General features: G+C 66.3%; 20 protein-coding genes. 5 read left to right on the top strand and 15 right to left on the bottom strand.

The window, feature by feature from the left end; genetic code table 11:
• The first annotated feature begins 71 nt into the window (after positions 1-71).
• From WA670_RS32505 to WA670_RS32515, 3 genes are all read left to right on the top strand, one after another.
• Entirely contained in the window at positions 72-1,247 is a 1,176-nt protein-coding gene (locus WA670_RS32505; RefSeq protein ID WP_336160017.1) for a hypothetical protein, read from the top strand.
• A gap of 538 nt (positions 1,248-1,785) precedes the next feature.
• Positions 1,786-2,304: a hypothetical protein gene (locus tag WA670_RS32510; protein ID WP_336160018.1), complete on the top strand. Its 519-nt coding sequence runs from the start codon at positions 1,786-1,788 to the stop codon at positions 2,302-2,304.
• A gap of 430 nt (positions 2,305-2,734) precedes the next feature.
• Positions 2,735-3,430 (top strand): hypothetical protein, encoded by a 696-nt coding sequence (locus tag WA670_RS32515; protein ID WP_336160019.1) that lies wholly within the window; start codon positions 2,735-2,737, stop codon positions 3,428-3,430.
• 510 nt (positions 3,431-3,940) lie between these two features.
• Here the strand turns inward: WA670_RS32515 and WA670_RS32520 are convergent.
• The 8 genes from WA670_RS32520 to WA670_RS32555 form a co-directional block, all read right to left on the bottom strand.
• A complete protein-coding gene (locus tag WA670_RS32520; RefSeq protein ID WP_336160020.1) occupies positions 3,941-4,219 on the bottom strand; it encodes a hypothetical protein in 279 nt (92 codons plus the stop codon).
• Positions 4,220-4,434: 215 nt separating this feature from the next.
• Positions 4,435-4,998, bottom strand: coding sequence for a hypothetical protein (locus WA670_RS32525; protein WP_336160022.1), 564 nt, complete (start codon positions 4,996-4,998; stop codon positions 4,435-4,437).
• 409 nt (positions 4,999-5,407) lie between these two features.
• The gene (locus WA670_RS32530; protein WP_336160024.1) at positions 5,408-5,611 is read right to left on the bottom strand and encodes a hypothetical protein; all 204 of its coding nucleotides are present in this window, start codon (positions 5,609-5,611) and stop codon (positions 5,408-5,410) included.
• 277 nt (positions 5,612-5,888) lie between these two features.
• Positions 5,889-6,347: a hypothetical protein gene (locus WA670_RS32535; RefSeq protein WP_336160026.1), complete on the bottom strand. Its 459-nt coding sequence runs from the start codon at positions 6,345-6,347 to the stop codon at positions 5,889-5,891.
• Positions 6,348-6,433: 86 nt separating this feature from the next.
• Positions 6,434-7,069, bottom strand: a complete 636-nt coding sequence (locus WA670_RS32540) for a hypothetical protein (RefSeq protein ID WP_336160028.1) — start codon at positions 7,067-7,069, stop codon at positions 6,434-6,436.
• A 593-nt stretch (positions 7,070-7,662) separates the two neighbouring features.
• On the bottom strand, positions 7,663-8,250 hold the full coding sequence (locus tag WA670_RS32545) for a hypothetical protein (protein WP_336160029.1): 588 nt from the start codon (positions 8,248-8,250) through the stop codon (positions 7,663-7,665).
• A gap of 46 nt (positions 8,251-8,296) precedes the next feature.
• On the bottom strand, positions 8,297-8,725 hold the full coding sequence (locus WA670_RS32550) for an Imm1 family immunity protein (RefSeq protein WP_336160032.1): 429 nt from the start codon (positions 8,723-8,725) through the stop codon (positions 8,297-8,299).
• Positions 8,716-9,453: a DddA-like double-stranded DNA deaminase toxin gene (locus WA670_RS32555; RefSeq protein WP_336160034.1), complete on the bottom strand. Its 738-nt coding sequence runs from the start codon at positions 9,451-9,453 to the stop codon at positions 8,716-8,718. Before WA670_RS32555 ends, WA670_RS32550 begins: the two co-directional genes overlap by 10 nt.
• Positions 9,454-9,516: 63 nt before the next feature.
• On the opposite strand from WA670_RS32555, the gene WA670_RS32560 reads away from it, so the two are divergent.
• On the top strand, positions 9,517-9,744 hold the full coding sequence (locus tag WA670_RS32560; RefSeq protein ID WP_336160036.1) for a hypothetical protein: 228 nt from the start codon (positions 9,517-9,519) through the stop codon (positions 9,742-9,744).
• 85 nt (positions 9,745-9,829) lie between these two features.
• On the opposite strand, the gene WA670_RS32565 is transcribed toward WA670_RS32560, so the two are convergent.
• From WA670_RS32565 to WA670_RS32575, 3 genes are all read right to left on the bottom strand, one after another.
• Positions 9,830-10,348: a hypothetical protein gene (locus tag WA670_RS32565; protein ID WP_336160038.1), complete on the bottom strand. Its 519-nt coding sequence runs from the start codon at positions 10,346-10,348 to the stop codon at positions 9,830-9,832.
• Positions 10,349-10,367: 19 nt separating this feature from the next.
• Positions 10,368-11,519: a NucA/NucB deoxyribonuclease domain-containing protein gene (locus tag WA670_RS32570; protein ID WP_336160040.1), complete on the bottom strand. Its 1,152-nt coding sequence runs from the start codon at positions 11,517-11,519 to the stop codon at positions 10,368-10,370.
• A 621-nt stretch (positions 11,520-12,140) separates the two neighbouring features.
• On the bottom strand, positions 12,141-12,392 hold the full coding sequence (locus WA670_RS32575; protein WP_336160041.1) for a hypothetical protein: 252 nt from the start codon (positions 12,390-12,392) through the stop codon (positions 12,141-12,143).
• A gap of 370 nt (positions 12,393-12,762) precedes the next feature.
• Between WA670_RS32575 and WA670_RS32580 the strand changes: the two genes are divergently transcribed.
• On the top strand, positions 12,763-13,182 hold the full coding sequence (locus tag WA670_RS32580) for a hypothetical protein (RefSeq protein WP_336160042.1): 420 nt from the start codon (positions 12,763-12,765) through the stop codon (positions 13,180-13,182).
• 107 nt (positions 13,183-13,289) lie between these two features.
• On the opposite strand, the gene WA670_RS32585 is transcribed toward WA670_RS32580, so the two are convergent.
• From WA670_RS32585 to WA670_RS32600, 4 genes are all read right to left on the bottom strand, one after another.
• A complete protein-coding gene (locus WA670_RS32585; protein WP_336160043.1) occupies positions 13,290-13,850 on the bottom strand; it encodes a hypothetical protein in 561 nt (186 codons plus the stop codon).
• Between the two features lie 275 nt (positions 13,851-14,125).
• Entirely contained in the window at positions 14,126-14,704 is a 579-nt protein-coding gene (locus tag WA670_RS32590) for a hypothetical protein (protein ID WP_336160045.1), read from the bottom strand.
• A 331-nt stretch (positions 14,705-15,035) separates the two neighbouring features.
• On the bottom strand, positions 15,036-15,785 hold the full coding sequence (locus WA670_RS32595; RefSeq protein ID WP_336160047.1) for a GP88 family protein: 750 nt from the start codon (positions 15,783-15,785) through the stop codon (positions 15,036-15,038).
• A 329-nt stretch (positions 15,786-16,114) separates the two neighbouring features.
• Positions 16,115-16,282 carry a hypothetical protein gene (locus WA670_RS32600; protein WP_336160048.1) on the bottom strand — a complete coding sequence of 56 codons (168 nt, stop codon included), beginning with the start codon at positions 16,280-16,282 and terminating at the stop codon, positions 16,115-16,117.
• Between the last annotated feature and the right edge of the window lie 4 nt (positions 16,283-16,286).

Genomic DNA, 16,286 nt, shown 5'->3' on the forward strand with positions numbered 1-16,286 from the left:
ACTGCGCGGGCATCGCCCGCAGCTTCACCTGCCGTCGCTGCGGAACCGAAGCCCGCCTCTATTACCGGAAAGTGTGCGTCCGGTGTCGCCTGGACGACCTCGCCGCTGAACGGCTCGACGACGGCACTGGCACCATTCGGCCGGAACTCCGGCCCCTCGTGCCGGTGCTCGCCCGGGGCTTCAAAAGCACCCCGGAAGGCCGGTTGGACTGGCTCAAAAGACCGGAAACCCGTGCGCTTCTGCACGCCCTGGCGACCGGCAAAGTGGGCTTGAGCCACACCGCCTTCGACGACCTAGCCGCCACGGCTCTGGTCGACACCACGCGCGACCTTCTCGTCGCAGCCGGGTGCCTGCCTCCCATCGACCGCCCGCTGCACCGATTCGAGCGCTGGCTGACCACGCGGCTCACCCAACTCCAGGACCATCCCTACGAGCGGGTCCTGCGCCAGTTCGGCACCTGGCACCACCTCGCCAAAATGCGCGCCAAAGCCGCGAAACAGCCGCTGACGACCAACGCTCAGACCTACGCGAGCATGGAGATCAAGCGCGCCATCGACTTCTGCACCTGGCTCGCCGACGAAGAAATCCTCCTCGGCCGCGTTCCGCAAGCCGCTCTCGACCGCTACTACCGGCGGCTCACAGCCGCGCACCGACAGGCGCTCTGCGGCTTCCTCAACTGGGCGATGACCACGAAACGGATGCCCCGGCTCACCTTCGCTCGACCTCGTTACAAGGTCGGCGAAGCCCTCACCCAAGACGCTCGGTGGGCACTGCTGCGCGACCTACTCCACGCCGACGACAAGCCCCTCAGCGACCGGGTCGCGGGCTGCCTGCTGCTCCTCTACGCCCAGCCGATTCCCCGGATCCTTTCCCTGGAAATCAGCGACGTCATCCAAGACGGGGACGACGTCCTGCTGCGCCTCGGCGAACCGCCATCACCCGTGCCTGAGCCCTTCGCGTCCCTGCTGCTCCAGCACGTCGCCGACCGAACCGCCGCCGACGGCGATCAATGGCTGTTCACCGGCCGCCGCCCTGGCCGCGCGCTGAATTACCAAAGCATGCGGGACCACCTCCGAGCACTCGGGATCCCGCTTCGCCTCGCCCGCGTCGGCGCCGCGCGCGACCTCGTACTGGACATCCCGGCACCGGTCATGGCGGCCGCGCTCGGCTTCCACCACACCACCGCCAACCGGCAAGTCCGCAACGTCGGCGGCACGTGGAACCGCTACGTCTCCACCCGGATCTGAGCCCGCCGCGACCGGCACCGCCCGGCGAGGAACTGCCTTCGGGTGAGGTTGAGCGCGTCCTATTGCTTCCCGTACTACCTAAACGGGTACAGTGACGGTGAGCCGCTTCGGCGGTGCTAGGAAGGGCCCCGGCCATGCGGGGTGGCAGCCCCGGCGCGAAGACCCTTCCCAGCAGGTCAGCTACGACCAGAAGTGATCGAGCACTACCGCCAGCACGCGGAGAAGCCCGCCGATCACATTCAGGGACGGCCCGATCCAGCGATTTCTCGCAGGATCGGGCCCCTCCTTATTACCGGTACGCAACATGGTTTCACCACCCTTCGTGATATTTCGTGCACGGTGCGCAGCTATGCGCCACGCACCCGGAAATCGAGCCCGGTCGGCTCAATCCCCAGTCCTCGGGGGTGGTGTGAAAAGAGACTACATCTTGGGGTGGGGGCTCGCACGCGCCCCAAGGTATGGCGTGTCAGTCTCACCCTGGTGGGTGTCCGGATCATCGCCAACGGGCTCTGGCGAGGGCCAGAAGTAAGCTGCCGCGGTGAGTGACGACCAGCCCGAGCCGGAACGAGTCAGCCAGTTCATCGTCTACGCCGCGTACGGCGAGATCATGCACCAGTTCCAGGTCCTCGAACTGGTGCTCTGGGGGTTCCTCTCACGCAGTTTCAAGAACGGCATCACCCTCGAACAAGGCATGGATCGCGTCGAGCAGTGGAACGGCACCACCTTCGGGCAGATGTGGCGGGGCCTGCGCACTCAGCCTCATTGGCCCGACGGCGTCGTCGCAGAGGTCGACAGCGCCGTGGAGGCTCGTAACCATCTCGCGCACCACTTCCTGCGCGAGTACTTTCTGGTCGCGCCGTCGGAAGCGCACCGTGAGGATGGTCTCGCCGTGCTCCACAGGATCGCTAGCCGGCTCGACGCGTTGCTGGACCAGCTCGACGAACACAGTCGCGCCCTCGGCGTGCCCAATGTCGAGGATCTGGACGAGCAGGCTCGCCAGGAGATCGAGACCCTGCGACCGACGACCTGGTTCACGGACGGCACCGACCAGTGCTGAACAGGTCGCTACTGACTGCCGTCGAATACGGGTCGCTCGAATGCAAGACCCTGCCAGTAGCGTGACGCCTATTGCAGGGGATGCGAATTCGAGCAGGCCTGCATCTGGCGAGCACTCGGGATCCCGCTTCGCCTCGCCCGCGTCGGCGCCGCGCGCGACCTCGTACTGGACATCCCGGCACCGGTCATGGCGGCCGCGCTCGGCTTCCACCACACCACCGCCAACCGGCAAGCCCGCAACGTCGGCGGCACGTGGAACCGCTACGTCGCGTCCCGAACTTGAACCGTTCCGATACGGGCAAGTATCGGTTCGGGGCGGTCTGACCCGCTCGCGGCAGACCTCGGGAAGGATGACGAATCCACCAGATCGGAAAGAGGTAGACACAGTGCCAGCAACCGCTCAGCCTGGACGTGCTCCCAAATTGACCAGGGTGACGTTGACCGATCTCGGGCGGCAACCGCATCGCTGCCCTGCCGAGATCAAACCCAGTTGGGCGCGTCTGAAGGCAACGCACAAGTCGGTGAGCGGCCTGTTCGACACGCTTCACGTACTTCGGGAGAAAGCCGCTTCCGAAGGCGATCCCCGCGGGCGGCTCTCCGAGGACCAGCTCGACCAGGTACGTGCAGCCATCATGTTCACTTCTGCCGGGCTCGACGCCTGTCTAAGACGGCTGCTTCGCGACGCACTGCCAGGGCTAATCCAGGGCGGTGGAGAGGCACAAGGCCGGTTCAAAGGGCGCATGATCGAGACGCGCCTGACCGGCAACCTCACGAAGGAAACCAAAGCCGCCATCACGGACACCGACCCGCGAACACGGCTGATCGAACTCTACGTCGAGGACTTGGCCGGTTCGAGCCTGCAAGGCCACACCGACCTGATCCGAGTCCGTGACGCTCTCGGCCTCAGCGACAAAAGCCTGGCCAACGAGCACCTCAAAGAACTGACCGACTTCTTTTCAGCGCGCAACGAGATCGCACATGAGCTGGACCTGCTGGACCCGTCCGGACGCGGCGACCGCGGGCGGCGTCACCGGGAACTGCTCAAAGTCGGGGATCAGTGCGATCGCGTCCTCCACCTCATCGAGGGGTTCCTACGCGCAACGGCCGCCCAGCTGAAAGCGCTCTAGGCCTCGCACACCGAATACACGCCATTCGAATACGCGAGCCTGCCAGTACCTGACCAGGCTGGGTCGTGAGGCTCTTCCAAAAAAGCCTTCTCCGTCACCAAACCGCGGCGACGTGGGAGCTCGGAAGTCATCCGCGGCAACCGTTTCGGTCCTGGCGAGCGAGCTCGCACGCCGAGACCAGCGTCCCTCGTGGCGGCCTGGGCCAACGCTCGTCACCGTCGATCGCCGCCACGTCAGCTGGCGTCACGACGGACACGTGCGGCGATGACAAATGCTCCTTCCCCAGGCGCAGCCCACGGGGGATGAAGGTCGATCGTGCGTCGCGTGCGAAGCCAGTATCAGCACACAATCGATGCTCGGCGCGCAGCGACGAGACTTCAGCCGGCCTCAGCATGCCCTGTTCTCGTGCACTTCAAGGGACGGTGCGGCTGACGGTGCGAGGTCCACAGGAAAAGACCCCACGTCAGCTGACGCGGGGTCTCTGAGTGGATTGACTTCCTCGTGATCGGCCTACTCCCCAACGGCCAACGTCACGGCGGCGGCCGGCAAGTCGGACGTCGTCACCTTTTCCAGTGCCAGTCTCAGCACGGCTGTGATCTCTTCGCGCGTGCCGTGCAGGCCGAAGTATCCGCCGGAGCCGCCGCCCAACGCCAGGACGTACGGGCCGTCGGTCTCCTCATCGGCCTCCCAGCCGTCCAACTCGGCCTCGGCCTCCGTCGCCGTGTAGAGCTCCGGACGTCCTGCCGTGAGCACGCTTTTGGCGTGCTCGGCCATCACGCTCATACCCATAGGGTCCTCCTTAGTCATTCGCTGGTGCATGACGCGCCCAGCGCCGGTACTGCTCGGTGAGACGCGGTTGTCGTGCTCGACGATCGCAACGTGCGCGCGGCCTTCGGCCCGGCAGTGTGTAGCTATTCCGCGTCTCGCAGGGGGTGTGCGTGCGCTGCAGGAGCGCGGGATCCAGCGGGCCGCCCGGGCGGATGCCCGCTGCGCACGAGAGGAGATCAATCTTGCGTGTCATCGTCCGGCTCGCCTTCGACCAGCGCGGCGCCCATGCGGAGCGCGACGAACGCGGCGGCACTTTTGGGGTCGTCGAATCGCTTGTCGTGTGTTGACAGGCACCAGTGCGCCCAGTGATCGCTACCGGCGACTTTCCACCGGTCGCGGGTGGTCTTGACCACGTTGGCCAACACGGTCCCGTCCGTCAAGAACGCTGTGAACTCGTCGGCGTCGTCCTCGGCATACAGGTTCCCGGAGATGTCGAAGCCGCCCTCGTACCAGTGAAACGATGCGTGGAGAGTGCCGTTGTCGGCGCGCTCCTGGTCCCATCCCGGGGCCCAGGTCGTTTGCGTGTGAGTGATTCGTTCCTCGGTATTCTCCTCGCACACCGTCACGACGGTGCGGGTGAAGTCGTTGCCGTCCAACAGAACGCTGTGCGCGATGTCGCACGCGTTGATGGCCCCCATGGCTTCCACCCAGAACGTGGGAACCTGCTTGCCGGAGGAACGCCAACCTTGCGGGTCGGGCCGATCGTTGATGCGACGGGCGTCCACCATCCACTTGCCCATGTTCATCCCCTCTGATTGCGCCGTTGTCTGAGCGGCCATACGGATGCGTGCTCGCGGTGTGCCGGGAAGATTTCTGGCTCTGCTGCCAGTTTCTGCGGGAGTCGCCACCGCTGAGCGACACCAATGACAGTACGGAGCGAGGGGCCGGAACTTGTCGGATTACGCGGTCGCGGAACGCGGTGCCGGAGCAGAGAGGTTGGCTCGTAACGGGTTCGCGGCCTAGGCAGACGCCGACCGTGCACCGTCAGTGTGCTGACGGCGTCCCGCGCGAACATGCTGCGGAGAGGGCCACTTGCGTTGCCGCGGTATTCGGCACATCGTTGGTAGACAGCTGCGGGCACGACAAAGCCCAGGCGTCCATCGGACGCCTGGGCTTGCTGAGTCGACAGGAGCGTGCTGAGGGTGCCCTCTACGGATTCACTGTGACGGTAGTACGCCAGTCGCCGAACGCGGGTGCGACTTCCTTCGTGAACGTGCCGAGTTCGGATGCCGCGCGGTATGCATGGGCGAAGTCGGCGGCGTCCTGCGCGGAGCGCACGCCGCACGACGTGCCCGCGGGCTGAGCGTGCAGCACCCCCAGCGCGTACCGTAGGCGGCGAGGCAGTAAAGGCATTCGGGCGTCTGCATGGTGCCGGTCGTGTCCGTTGCGCTGGTGCCTTCTTCGGCCTTCTGGCCGGCTGCCTGAGCGATTTTGGCGGCGTCGACGTTCACTGTCACTGGAACCTCCCGGGTGTCTTGGCGCGTGGACCGGTGATGAGTTGACTGGCGCGAAACCTCTGCGGCCGGGCCACGATTGGCCACGCTCGCAGGACTATTCCGTGCCGGAATCGGGGTCACGATGTGCATCGGGTCAGCTGCGCGCCCGTGGTTGTTTCCGGCGTAGTCAGCGGTTAGAGGTTGTCTAGAGTCGCCGTGCCGTCGTGGTGGTCGGTCACTCCGAGCCCGTTCGTTTGGCACTCGTTGCACGCTGCGATGTGGCTCTGGACGTCGTCGGGGGCGACACGCGGCGTGCCGTTGTGGTGATGCGCGGACGTGTCGAACAGCGTGAAGAGTCCTTCGCAGGTGCCGTTCCACCAGCGGGTTCCGTGCTCGCGATTGGTCCACTCCGGGTACCTGAACCGCAGTTCTGTCTCAGGATCGAGAATCATGCGTCGACCGGTGGCGAGGATGTAGGCCGTACCGCTGTTGCTCCACAGCATCACGTAGACCCGATGCCACCGTCGGCCGTACCGCAGGCGGCGCGCCGTGGGGATTTTCGCGCCGTAGTCCTGGACGTACGGGTTCGGTCGGCAGGTCGGGTCGGTGGCGATGGCGGTGACCAGCGACGGCTCGGTGTAGGAAAGTGTCATGGCTGTGCAGCCTTTCTGCGTCGGCAACGGGCACGGCGGTCGCGCCCGTTGCCGACGCGGTGGGAATGCTTCGGAGGAGCGCAGGGCTAGGCTTCGGAGACCGTTTCGTTGTCCTCCTGCGGGGGATTCGCGGCTGGTGCCTGGGCCGCGCGTTCGCGAGCGGAGATGACGTGCGCTGCGACGTCGTAGCCGAGGTAGTGGAGCTTCTCGAACCCCTGCCAGGTGTTGCCGCTGATTTCCGGGTCGCTGCCGGTGGCGCGGATGTGGTCGGCGAGAGCCTCGACGGTCTCGTTCCATTCTCGCCACTTGCGCTTGGCGCGCTGGGAGATCGACACCAGGGAATTCCAAGCGGCACGCTGGTGTCCGGTCAACTGCTCGTCGATGCCCATGTGCTGCATCCGCGCGATGGCAGAGGGGTACGTGAGCATGCTCAGCTTCTGATGTCCGACGTGGTTCTCGCTGTCGAGATACATCACCACGAGCAAGGCATAAGTGCCGGCGTGGGGCTTGTTCCATGCACCGCCCTGCTTGGGGTTGGTGGTCTGGGACACGAAACGCTGCTGACCCGCGTACCTGCCCTTGGTCGCGGTTTCGACCCACGTGCGCCGCTTGCAACGGAGCCTTCTGCCGTAGGGGTAGTCATCGATCAGGTAGGCGTTGTCCGGTCCGGTGTGGCCGTTCAGCACCGTGACCCGGTCGATGGTGAACGTGTCTTCGGTCATGGCTGCTCGCTTTCACTGTGGGTGGATGAACCGGCGCCAGGGAATCGTTCCCGGAGAGCGCAGGTGCTGCCGATTCGGCGGAGGGTTGGGGTTTGCCTTTTCTCGCAACGGCTTTCCGACACGGCAAACGCTACGTGGCTTGGTTCGCTGTTCTGCAGGGTTACGTGCGCCGGTGAGCAGCATGTGTACGCGTTCGAAAGCGGGCAGGCCGCGCAATGGTCGACGCGGTGCCGGTCGGAGCGATTCGCTGATGTTGCTGCGCCTGACGGTCGCCTCTGAGGCGCAGTTGCGCCGAGCCAGCACGAAGCCGCGTTGCGGCACGGCGGGGCCACTCCAAGACGCTCGTGACAGCGCGGCCGGGCGTTGCCTGCGCGCTAAGCGGCCAGCGCGGCGGGTCACCACGGTTCCGGCGTGGTCGTGTTGAGCGACGACGCCGTGCTGGAATCTGCCGGATTACGCGGGGCGTCTGCGTGGTCGTCTCGGGTGTCGCTTGCGCGCGGCGGCGGGCCGCTGGGCTCCGACGGGGACGGTGGTCGCCTGTCCGGCTGCGCGGCGGGGCGAGGCCGACCGTTGAGGCGGGCTGTCGTGCCCGGCTAGCTTTCGCAGGACAGGGGCGGGCACGGAGAATGCTCGGCCCAGAACTGTTCTTCGTCCTCCGGCGTCGTGATGGCCGCGGCGTTGCAGAAACCGCAGTGCACGATCTTCTTTCCCTGCGTTGCCAACAGTTCCTCGATTTGCGTGCAGTGGTACCCGATGCTCAGCAGCCACTCGGCTTCCGGGGTTGCCGGCGAGCAGTAGCACGGCCCGGGACCGCGGTCGTAGAGGAGTCTGCGGTGTTCCGACGGGAACGGTGCGGGAACGTCGAAGAACGGGACGAAATCGACGAGCCTCGCGGGAAGTTCCGTGCAGCAGCGGAGCGGCTGCTGCGCCGCGTCTCCGACGAGCCCGGGGAACGGCCGCGCGCATTCGCGGCACAGGACGGGCGGCCGGTTCCCGCGGCCCGCGGCGCCGAGCTGGCGGTGCAGTTCCTCGGCGGCGCGGCGGGCCCGGGCGCGGCTTTCGTCGTCCGCGTCGCGGCGTCCGGCAAGATAGTTCGTGAGCATGTCCTGCTCGTGACCGGCGCGGGCGCTGTCGTCGCGGGCGAGGATTCCCAGCACGGCGACGGCCTGTTCGTCGAGCATCGCGAGTGCGTCGGCGGGAACTTGTTCACCGCCGAGCGTAAGGGTCCTACAGCTCCGTCCACGTGATCCCGTCCGGCCGAGCGCCGCCAGAGGACACGTAGTCGTGCACCGCCTGGCGCACTGTGGGCCACGTGATCTCCGCGTTTTGCGGGACTTCGCGCGGGTGGGATTGGTAGTCGTAGTCCACTGGCTCCGGTGAGGTTCCACCGTTGTCGCTGATGGCGTTCGGGTCATGCTTGCTCAGGTAGATGACGAATCCGCATGTCGTGGCAGCCGCGCGTACCCCGAACTGGAGGGTCGACACCCAACCGGTTTCCTCCTCGCGGTCGAGCTGGGCGACCAAACCGACCTCGACGTCCGGGGACTGTGCCTCGGCCACCATCTGGTCCAGCAGCTCGTCCACCTGAGCTGACGTGCTCAGCGCGACCGGCTCCCGGTGCTCCGGGTCGAAGTACGCATCGAACGTCACACCCACCGCTTGCCTCCCTGGTACGTCTTCTTGAATCCGCCGGTTCCGTGAACCGTGAGCGAGCTGCCTTCCGGCAGGACCACGCCTATCAGATCATCGCAGCTCACTCGACCGGTGCACGGCTGGTTGTTGATGACGACCGTGGCATGGCGGAGCCCGGTGTCGCGCATCTGGGCCGCGACTTTGAGCTCCACGTCGGATGCTGCTGTCATCGGCGTGTACGGGCACCCCGCTTCCTTCGCGACCTGGTTCACGCGGTCCGTCCATTCGTCTCGGCCGCTGGCGACGGCTTTCGACTGGCCGTCGTCCGTGAGCAGCCGTCCGTGTGTCTTTGCCCCGCGGCCGCGCTTGACCGCTGGTGGTAGGTCTCGCCTTGCCCGCTCGACCGGGTCGTCCGGGCCTGTCTTCGGGTTGCTGGGCGGCGTCGGCTGTCTGGGCGGGCTGCCGCTGCTGTCGTCCGTTTCGCCGCCGCCTCGGACGCTGGCGACGTAGCTGTCCAGACGTGCCGGGACCTGACCTAGCAGTTGGTCGGCCGCGGTGATGCCGGCCGCCGCCTCAGCGATCAAGCCAAGCGCCTGAACAACCTCGTGCGCATTCGCGCCCTCTGTCGCCCGTTCGAGGGTCTGGCCGGCGTCGTCGACCGCTTCGCCTGCTCGGTGGAGCCACGAGCGACCCGTCGTGACCTTGGTCGCGACCGTCCCGATCCCCTCGATGATCTCTTCGACGCCTGCCACTGTGCGTAGTCACCACCCCTGACCTGCTGGAGGTAGATCCTATGCACTGTCCCGGAGGTTCGCGTGGCTGATCAGTACAACCTGGCGGACCTGCTGCCGGAGGGCGCGGTTCCGCTCGGCTTCGTGGCGTCGGTGGCGGCGCTCGTGCCGGACAGCGACCAGACCCTGTATTACCTGGCGCACGAGGTGATGCCGTGGGAGGCGATCGGGATGCTGACCAGCCATCTGGACGATCAACGACGGTGGTTCCAGTCGAGCCAGGACGGCTTAGATCTAGGAGACGGCGGATAGGGTCGGGTCTGACATTCGTCTGTAGGGCTTTCGGACCGTGCCCACGACGGGCTTGCCTCGCCGTTTCAGGATGCGGGGCGAGAAATCACCGCTCTGTACTCTTGGCCCGGACTTCGTGCCCGTACCTGTCGGTCTGTTTATGGGCGGTCGCCGGTGCTTCCGGTGCCGGCCACACGGAGATCTTGTAGTGCTCTTGGGGGGTCTCGGCACGGGAGTGGGGGGCGATGTCGCGACCGCGGGCATGCACGCGCACTCGGTAGGTGCCAGGCCCCAGGTACGCGAGTTCGTCGAGTTCCCGCGGCGGGCCGTCCATCATATTGTGGACGAGGAGGTAGCCTTCTTCGCTGTCCAGCGAGACCTCGGAGACTTCGTCCCAGCTGTCGAGTTCGATTGAGTCGGGTTCGGCGTCGAGGACTTGCAAGGTCACGGTGACATCGCCCGTCGCGATGCCGGTGAGGACGGCCGCCCCGCCTGAATCCACCCCGACGAGTCCGTCGGCGTAGGCAGGGCCCAACTCGGGGACATCCGCGCCGTAGTCCGTCACGGAGAAGTGCCCGTAGTCCACGTACAGGTCAGCGGTCGCTGTCCTCACCGGCATAGTCACGCGTTCCTCCTGGTCGCGTCTAGCGGATCGTCACCCAGAACGGGGTTTCCTCGATCACCCGGTTCTGGTTGAAGAACTTGTTCAACGCGGTGCCGCCGTCTTCGTTTTGCTTCGCGTTGATCATCTCGATGTCGTAGGGGCCGAACGCCGCGCCTTGCCACGTCGACGCGAAAGGATACTCGTCGCAGTCCTCCCCCTCTGGCCTGGGCAGGCTATCCGGGCATGCAGCCCTGTTGTTGGCCCTTCGGACCTTTTGGTCCATGGCGCGGGTGAGCGGAGCGGGCGGCTTCCTGTCTATGACGCCGGGCAGGCCCTTCGCCTGCGCTTGCTTGATGTGCCGGGCTAGTTCGGGGTAGGGCCCGTTGAGTTCGTAGAACATCTCCGGTATTACGCCCGACACCGCGCATCCGGCCGCCTGCTGGGCCCACAGGACGTTGTCGCAGCGGACGTTCGGGGCGTCCCCGGCGTTGCTGAGCTTGAGGTTCGTCCACTTCGGGTTGCTCAGCGTCGTCTCGCCGCCGAGGACTCCGTCGCCGATCTCATTGGCCTGGAACTTGTTGGAGACGCCGACCACGTACCCTTCCCAGGGTTCCTCCCCGGGCACGCTCGGCTTCGCGATCTGCGTGGGCCAGAACTGGTTTTCCACCAAGCAATCGCCGTGGCACCAGCCGGTCGCGCTCACCGTGGTCCCCTCTGCGTCGCCCCAGATGTTCTCGAAGGTTTGCACCGCTTCGTACTGCCAGTCGATCTTGTCGTAGTCGGCGTGCAGATAGCCCAGCTGGTTGACCCGCATGCCGCCGGACGGTGTCCCGCTCGGGACCTTTACAACAGAGATGTCCCAGCGCGACATTCCGCAGACTTCGAACCGCGTTGATTTGATCACGTCGTTCTCGCACCAGCTCGGGACCGGAATTGTCCCACTGGCTGGCACCTTCGTCTTCTCGCCTGCCGCCACCCGGGTAATGCAGGCGACCTGGCCCTGCGAGCCGAACGCATGGGCCTTGATCTTGGCCTTGACAGTCTGGCAATCGTCGGTTGTGTGGAAGGTGAAGGGCGGCCCGACTCGCGGTGTCTGCGGTGCGTCAGTGGCCGGGACTGGCGGAGCAGTGCTTCCAGCGGGTGCCGCGTCGGCGGCGCCGAACTGCAACCACGACAACGCCAGCAGGGACACGACGCCGACTATTGCCTTCCGTGCGAAAATCAGCCGTCTTCGCCCTGGTTGGTAACTTTTCCGCACTGAACATATCCTTCCGTTGCGTTTATCGAACCGGGCAGGAAACTTTTTGCACCGAGTTTCACTCCGGGTCTTCGCTGCGAAAAGCAGCGACAATGTTCGTCTGCGACCCCGTTGTCGACCGGCGTGATCAACTTACAAGCGCGTGCCACAGTGTGCAATCACATCTGGATCTGTTTGGCTGAACGCCGATCGCGATGTGTTATCAAGATGACGAGACTGTCAGGTTCAAACGGCTAAAATAGTGGAATCCGCTGTGGTGCTCCGCAACTTTTACCTATTCCTTTCCCTGCTGGGCTATTCGAATGACTGGGTGGCGCAATCGGTTTTGTAGTGTGCTGGACACGGGCTAGCTGTTCTTGATCGTCGTGCGGACCGCGCGTTTGCTCGGTCCGGGCGATCGTGTCGACCCTTCGTGATGTCGCGTCGACCCGTGCGCGCTGGCGACAGCTGCGCCGGTGCGCCGGGCGGTCGGGGATCGCCGGGAAGAGCGGGCCCGAGCCGATCCGGAACAGCGACTCGCCGCGTCCGGTCAGGACGGGGCAGGCGGTGGCGGTGTCATCCGTTGCAGGGTTGTTCATCTCGCTCCTTCGTCGGTGCTTCCGGGTCGGTGGTCGGATGCGGTCGATCGCAGGACACGCCGAACAGCAGCCAGCCTGTGACCGCGCCTCCGGTCGTGTCGGCGACCGGGATGGCCGCCGCGACGATGTCGTCGGGGTCGCAGTAGCGTGCGTCCGTCCGGTCGAGGAGTTCCGCGGCCAGCAGCAGCGCGGGGCCGACCGGCATGGCCTCGGTCCGAACGGCGGTCATTTCCTGTTTGGTGGCGATGGTGCCGCTGTCCAGGTGCCAGCCGACCTCGGCGGCGGCGCTTGTCGCGCGGCCTCGAAGGCTGCCGTCAGGTCGGAACCGCTCTGGAGGACGTAGACGCTGATGCCGCCCGTCACGCGCCGGTTTCGATGCTGCGCGGGGCCGGGAAGCGGCCGTCGGCAACCGGTTTCGAGCATGTTTGATCCACGGGATGACCTCCTGGTCGGGTTGTGATTTCGTCGGATTCCTCAGGGCCGCGCCACTGGCTCCGACACGAATAACAATAACGGTCAGGGTGGGTGTTGTTTCCGGTTGACGGGTGCTCGCGGGCGCGCTCGCGGCGTCTGTCGCGGATCGCGCCTACCATCGGGGCATGGGGGAAAAACAGATACGGACAGAAACAGAACGGGCCGCTATGGAGGCGCTCCGGCCGCGGATCGAGGCGTTGACGGACTTGGCTGTCGCGGCCGCGGCGGCGGGCGAAGCCGAGGCGCTGCGCGCGGCGGGGGCCGCCAAGGCGGCGAAGATCCATGCCGCTGTCGAGGAGGAAATCGACGCTCGCTTCGAGCGATGGATCAAGGCATGGGACGCGGCAATCGGTTCGGGGTGGACGCCGCAAGGGCTGCGCAGCTTCCCGGTCAACCAGTCGCCGCCGCCGAAGAAACGCGCCGCCAGGGGGAAGACGGGCAGAACCGCTGCTGGCATGCCGCGAGTCTCCCGGCAAGCTCCCGGCGCGGACGCGCGCGGTCCGGCCGCCAGTCCGGACGAACCGGGGACGGCGCGCGCGGCCTGACCGCGCGCCGTCCGCCGGTTCGGAATCCGCCGGCCGCGCGGCGCCGGTCCCGCACCGCCGGACGCTGCCCGGCCGCGCCTGCGCGGCGGGGCAGCGTCGTCGCGCGGTCAGTCCCGCCAGGGCACTCGGACGGCTTTGACCGACGTCAGCAAGCGCGCGAAGTCGAGCGGGGTCACCGTTTCCAGCTCGCCTTCTTCCATGTCGGAGGGCCAGTATCGCTCGGGTACGTGCTCGGGTGCGGTGACCCGCATGAGCGCGACAGCGCGGCCCGTCTCGACGCCGTCCGGTACCGGGTGCGGGGGTGCGACGTCGAAATCGATGCGCACCGGCACGTCCGGTGCGTCTCCGTAGAACCAGGTGTTGCGCAGCCGGTCCGCGGCGACGGCTTCGCCCACTGCCTCGACGGTGTCGACGCACGCTGCGGAGAACAAGGCCATGTCGTCCAGGAGGCCGCTGCGGTGCTCGTGCGTCGGAGGCAGCCACGGCACGGCCTGCTTGCTGCAGAAGACGATCCGCCCTGCGTCGGCGCGGGTGTGCTGGGTCCAGTACGACGCCAGCCTGATCACGCACCATCCGGCACGGCTGGCGCGGACGGTCGCGCCAGCGGTGTCGAGCCCGGCCGCGGCGAGAAGGTTGTCGAGGGCGGGATGGCCGTACACGCGGGGCATCGCGGTCCTTCTTTCGACGCGTTGGTGACCCGCCGGGGGAACTGAGGCATCGGGGGCGCGGGCGACGGCAGGGGGCTGGTGGATCGATTGGCTTCGGTGCAGCACGCGTTGCTGCGTGTCGCCCGGTTCGCCGTGCGTGTCGGGCGAATCGGTTCCGTGGAGCGCCAACCTGGCGGCGTGCCCGGTATGGGTTCAGCCGTGGCGCGGTGCGCGATCGGGCACGCTGCCCGCGCGAGGCCGAGCGGTGTCGGGCCCCGCGCGGCGCGGGTACCCGTTCAGTTCTGTGCGAGGGCGAAACAGTGCTTGATCGCGTCGAACATGGCCGCGTAGCTCAACGGGGTGGATTCCGCCCGCGTGCGGGGTTCCATGCTGTCGTTCCAGTCCTGGTCGGGCACGTGCCGCGGCGCGGTGATCTGCATCAGCGCGACGGTGTCTCCCGCCGGGCGGCCGTTGTCGCGCACTCTTGTGGACATCGGATCGGCACCGAACTTGATGATCAGCGGCTGTTCCGGCGCGCACTCGGGGAAGAAGTCTTCCCGCAGTTGATCCTCGGCGAGGAACCCGGCGAGTGCCCGGACTGCTTCGCTGCCGGTGAACGCGAATTCCGCCGGGGACGCGATGAGGGTGCTCCGTCGCCAAAACTCGGGGGACAACCAGTCCGCACGGGCTGGGCTCGCGAAGACGATGCGGCCGCCGACAGGGCGACGCGATCCGGTGAACCAGTGCATGGCCAGCCGGAAGATCAGCTGTTGGCGTCGCCATCCGGTGCAATGGATCGTCGCGCCTTCGCTTGTCAGGCCGAGCCCGGCGATCAGCGCGTCCAGGTCGGTGTGTCCGTGTACGACAAGAGGCATTTCAGGTCCTTCGTTCGTATGTGCGGAGGGGGCCGGAGCAGTGGTTCAGCACTGGTCCGGGGTGAATTAACCTAGGGAAAGTGCACTTACGGCTATTCCGGTTATGAGTGTCTGCGCTGGGGTCGAATCGTTGAATCGCATGGCTGGGCGGACGATCGGTCGACGGCCGCCGGGACCATCGGGCGTGGCATCCGAGAGTCGCTTCGGCGGTGGCGTATCCCTGGTGCCCGGTGAGTTCTGCGGCGAAAATTGGCGCTGCCGCACGCCGTCGCGTGTGCGCTACGCCGGTCGTCGTTGCGGTCGCGAGCTGATTGAGCCGGACGCGTCGCGTTCATCCGTCGCGTTCGGCCTCCCGGCGGGCAGCCTTGCCTGCGGTTATTTCGGCTTGCAGTTCGCTGAATCGGCGCCCGTTCATTTTCTTGACGAACCGAGGGATGTTGTTGGCCGACATGCCGACCGGGGCGGGCCCGAGCACGGCCAGGAGGTCGTTGCCCAGCTGGCTGTGCCAGCCTGCTTGCGCTATGGATGCCTCATCGGGAAAGACATCGGCCATGCGGTCGCGGGCGCGGTCGATGAGCTGGTCCTCCTTGCCTCCCAGGGAGTAGCACCATAGGAAGTTGGCGGGCGGGTTGGGCTCGACCAGTCGCTTGAACCGGCGGACTTCCTTGGTGTAGGCGTAAAATCCGGTTCCGGGACTGGCGCGCATCACGCGCAGCCACGCCTCGGTGTAGTCGTCGCTGAAAAAGTCCCCCGAGTCGTGGACCCGCACCCATTTGTTCGTGTAGCGAGCAGATCGCAGTTCGGTCGTCATCGCATCTTCCCATCCGGCAAGGTCCTCCAATACGAACCTGAGATTGTCCTGGTGGCGGCTCAGCACGTTGGAAAACCGGAAGGTGCCCTGGGTCGCGTAGCACATGCTCGCGCAAACTCCGGCTGCGGGGCATGTCGTGACCGTTTTTCCGTCGAGGCGCGTCGACAGAGCGGGAATCGACCATTTGAATGCGCCGATTTCGTCGAGACGCTTGTTTCCCTTTAACAACAGCGGCGACGGGCGATCACGGGAAGTGTCGTATTCGGGCACGGTCGGGGCCTTTCTGGGGAAACGCCTACACTTTGGTGACAAGGTGGGAATCGGCGAACTCGGGTGAAATCCGTGGTCCGTGATTCCTTTAATGTAGGCGCGCTCAGTGGCCTGGTTGCGCAATTAACGACTGGGTCCGTGCACGGACGCTCTTGATCCGACGCGCGCAGCGGACGCGGCAGCTTTCGCCCGTCGGCCGGTTGGGTGCGAGGCAATTCCGGCGGCCGGTGCTGGGCGTGAGCGGCTGTGAGGCGAGGATCCGCGGGGACTGCGCGGGTTTCTCGGTGGCGATCGGTCGCGCCGGCCGGGTTTCGCGGGATGCGCGGTGTTCATCCGATCCGTTCGACGTCCAGGCCTGCCTTCCGCGCTGACAAACCGGTATCGATTTCGCTGCTGTCGGCACCGGCCGGTTTCCCGGCGCACCGAGTGATGCCGTCGACCTGTCGTGCGTCGGGCGCAATGGTCGGTGTCGGCATCCCTCGGGCGGGATCGCTCACGCAC

The sequence above is a fragment of the Amycolatopsis sp. VC5-11 genome (assembly GCF_037034185.1).
Lineage (GTDB): Bacteria > Actinomycetota > Actinomycetes > Mycobacteriales > Pseudonocardiaceae > Amycolatopsis > Amycolatopsis nivea.

Bases quoted from the DNA above. Each gene is read 5' to 3' on its own strand.
- WA670_RS32530 (WP_336160024.1), bottom strand. From the start codon at position 5,611: ATGCCTTTACTGCCTCGCCGCCTACGGTACGCGCTGGGGGTGCTGCAC.
- WA670_RS32575 (WP_336160041.1), bottom strand. From the start codon at position 12,392: ATGACCGCCGTTCGGACCGAGGCCATGCCGGTCGGCCCCGCGCTGCTG.
- WA670_RS32540 (WP_336160028.1), bottom strand. From the start codon at position 7,069: ATGACCGAAGACACGTTCACCATCGACCGGGTCACGGTGCTGAACGGC.
- WA670_RS32545 (WP_336160029.1), bottom strand. From the start codon at position 8,250: ATGCTCGACGAACAGGCCGTCGCCGTGCTGGGAATCCTCGCCCGCGAC.
- WA670_RS32580 (WP_336160042.1), top strand. From the start codon at position 12,763: ATGGGGGAAAAACAGATACGGACAGAAACAGAACGGGCCGCTATGGAG.
- WA670_RS32535 (WP_336160026.1), bottom strand. From the start codon at position 6,347: ATGACACTTTCCTACACCGAGCCGTCGCTGGTCACCGCCATCGCCACC.
- WA670_RS32590 (WP_336160045.1), bottom strand. From the start codon at position 14,704: ATGCCTCTTGTCGTACACGGACACACCGACCTGGACGCGCTGATCGCC.
- WA670_RS32585 (WP_336160043.1), bottom strand. From the start codon at position 13,850: ATGCCCCGCGTGTACGGCCATCCCGCCCTCGACAACCTTCTCGCCGCG.
- WA670_RS32525 (WP_336160022.1), bottom strand. From the start codon at position 4,998: ATGGGCAAGTGGATGGTGGACGCCCGTCGCATCAACGATCGGCCCGAC.
- WA670_RS32520 (WP_336160020.1), bottom strand. From the start codon at position 4,219: ATGGGTATGAGCGTGATGGCCGAGCACGCCAAAAGCGTGCTCACGGCA.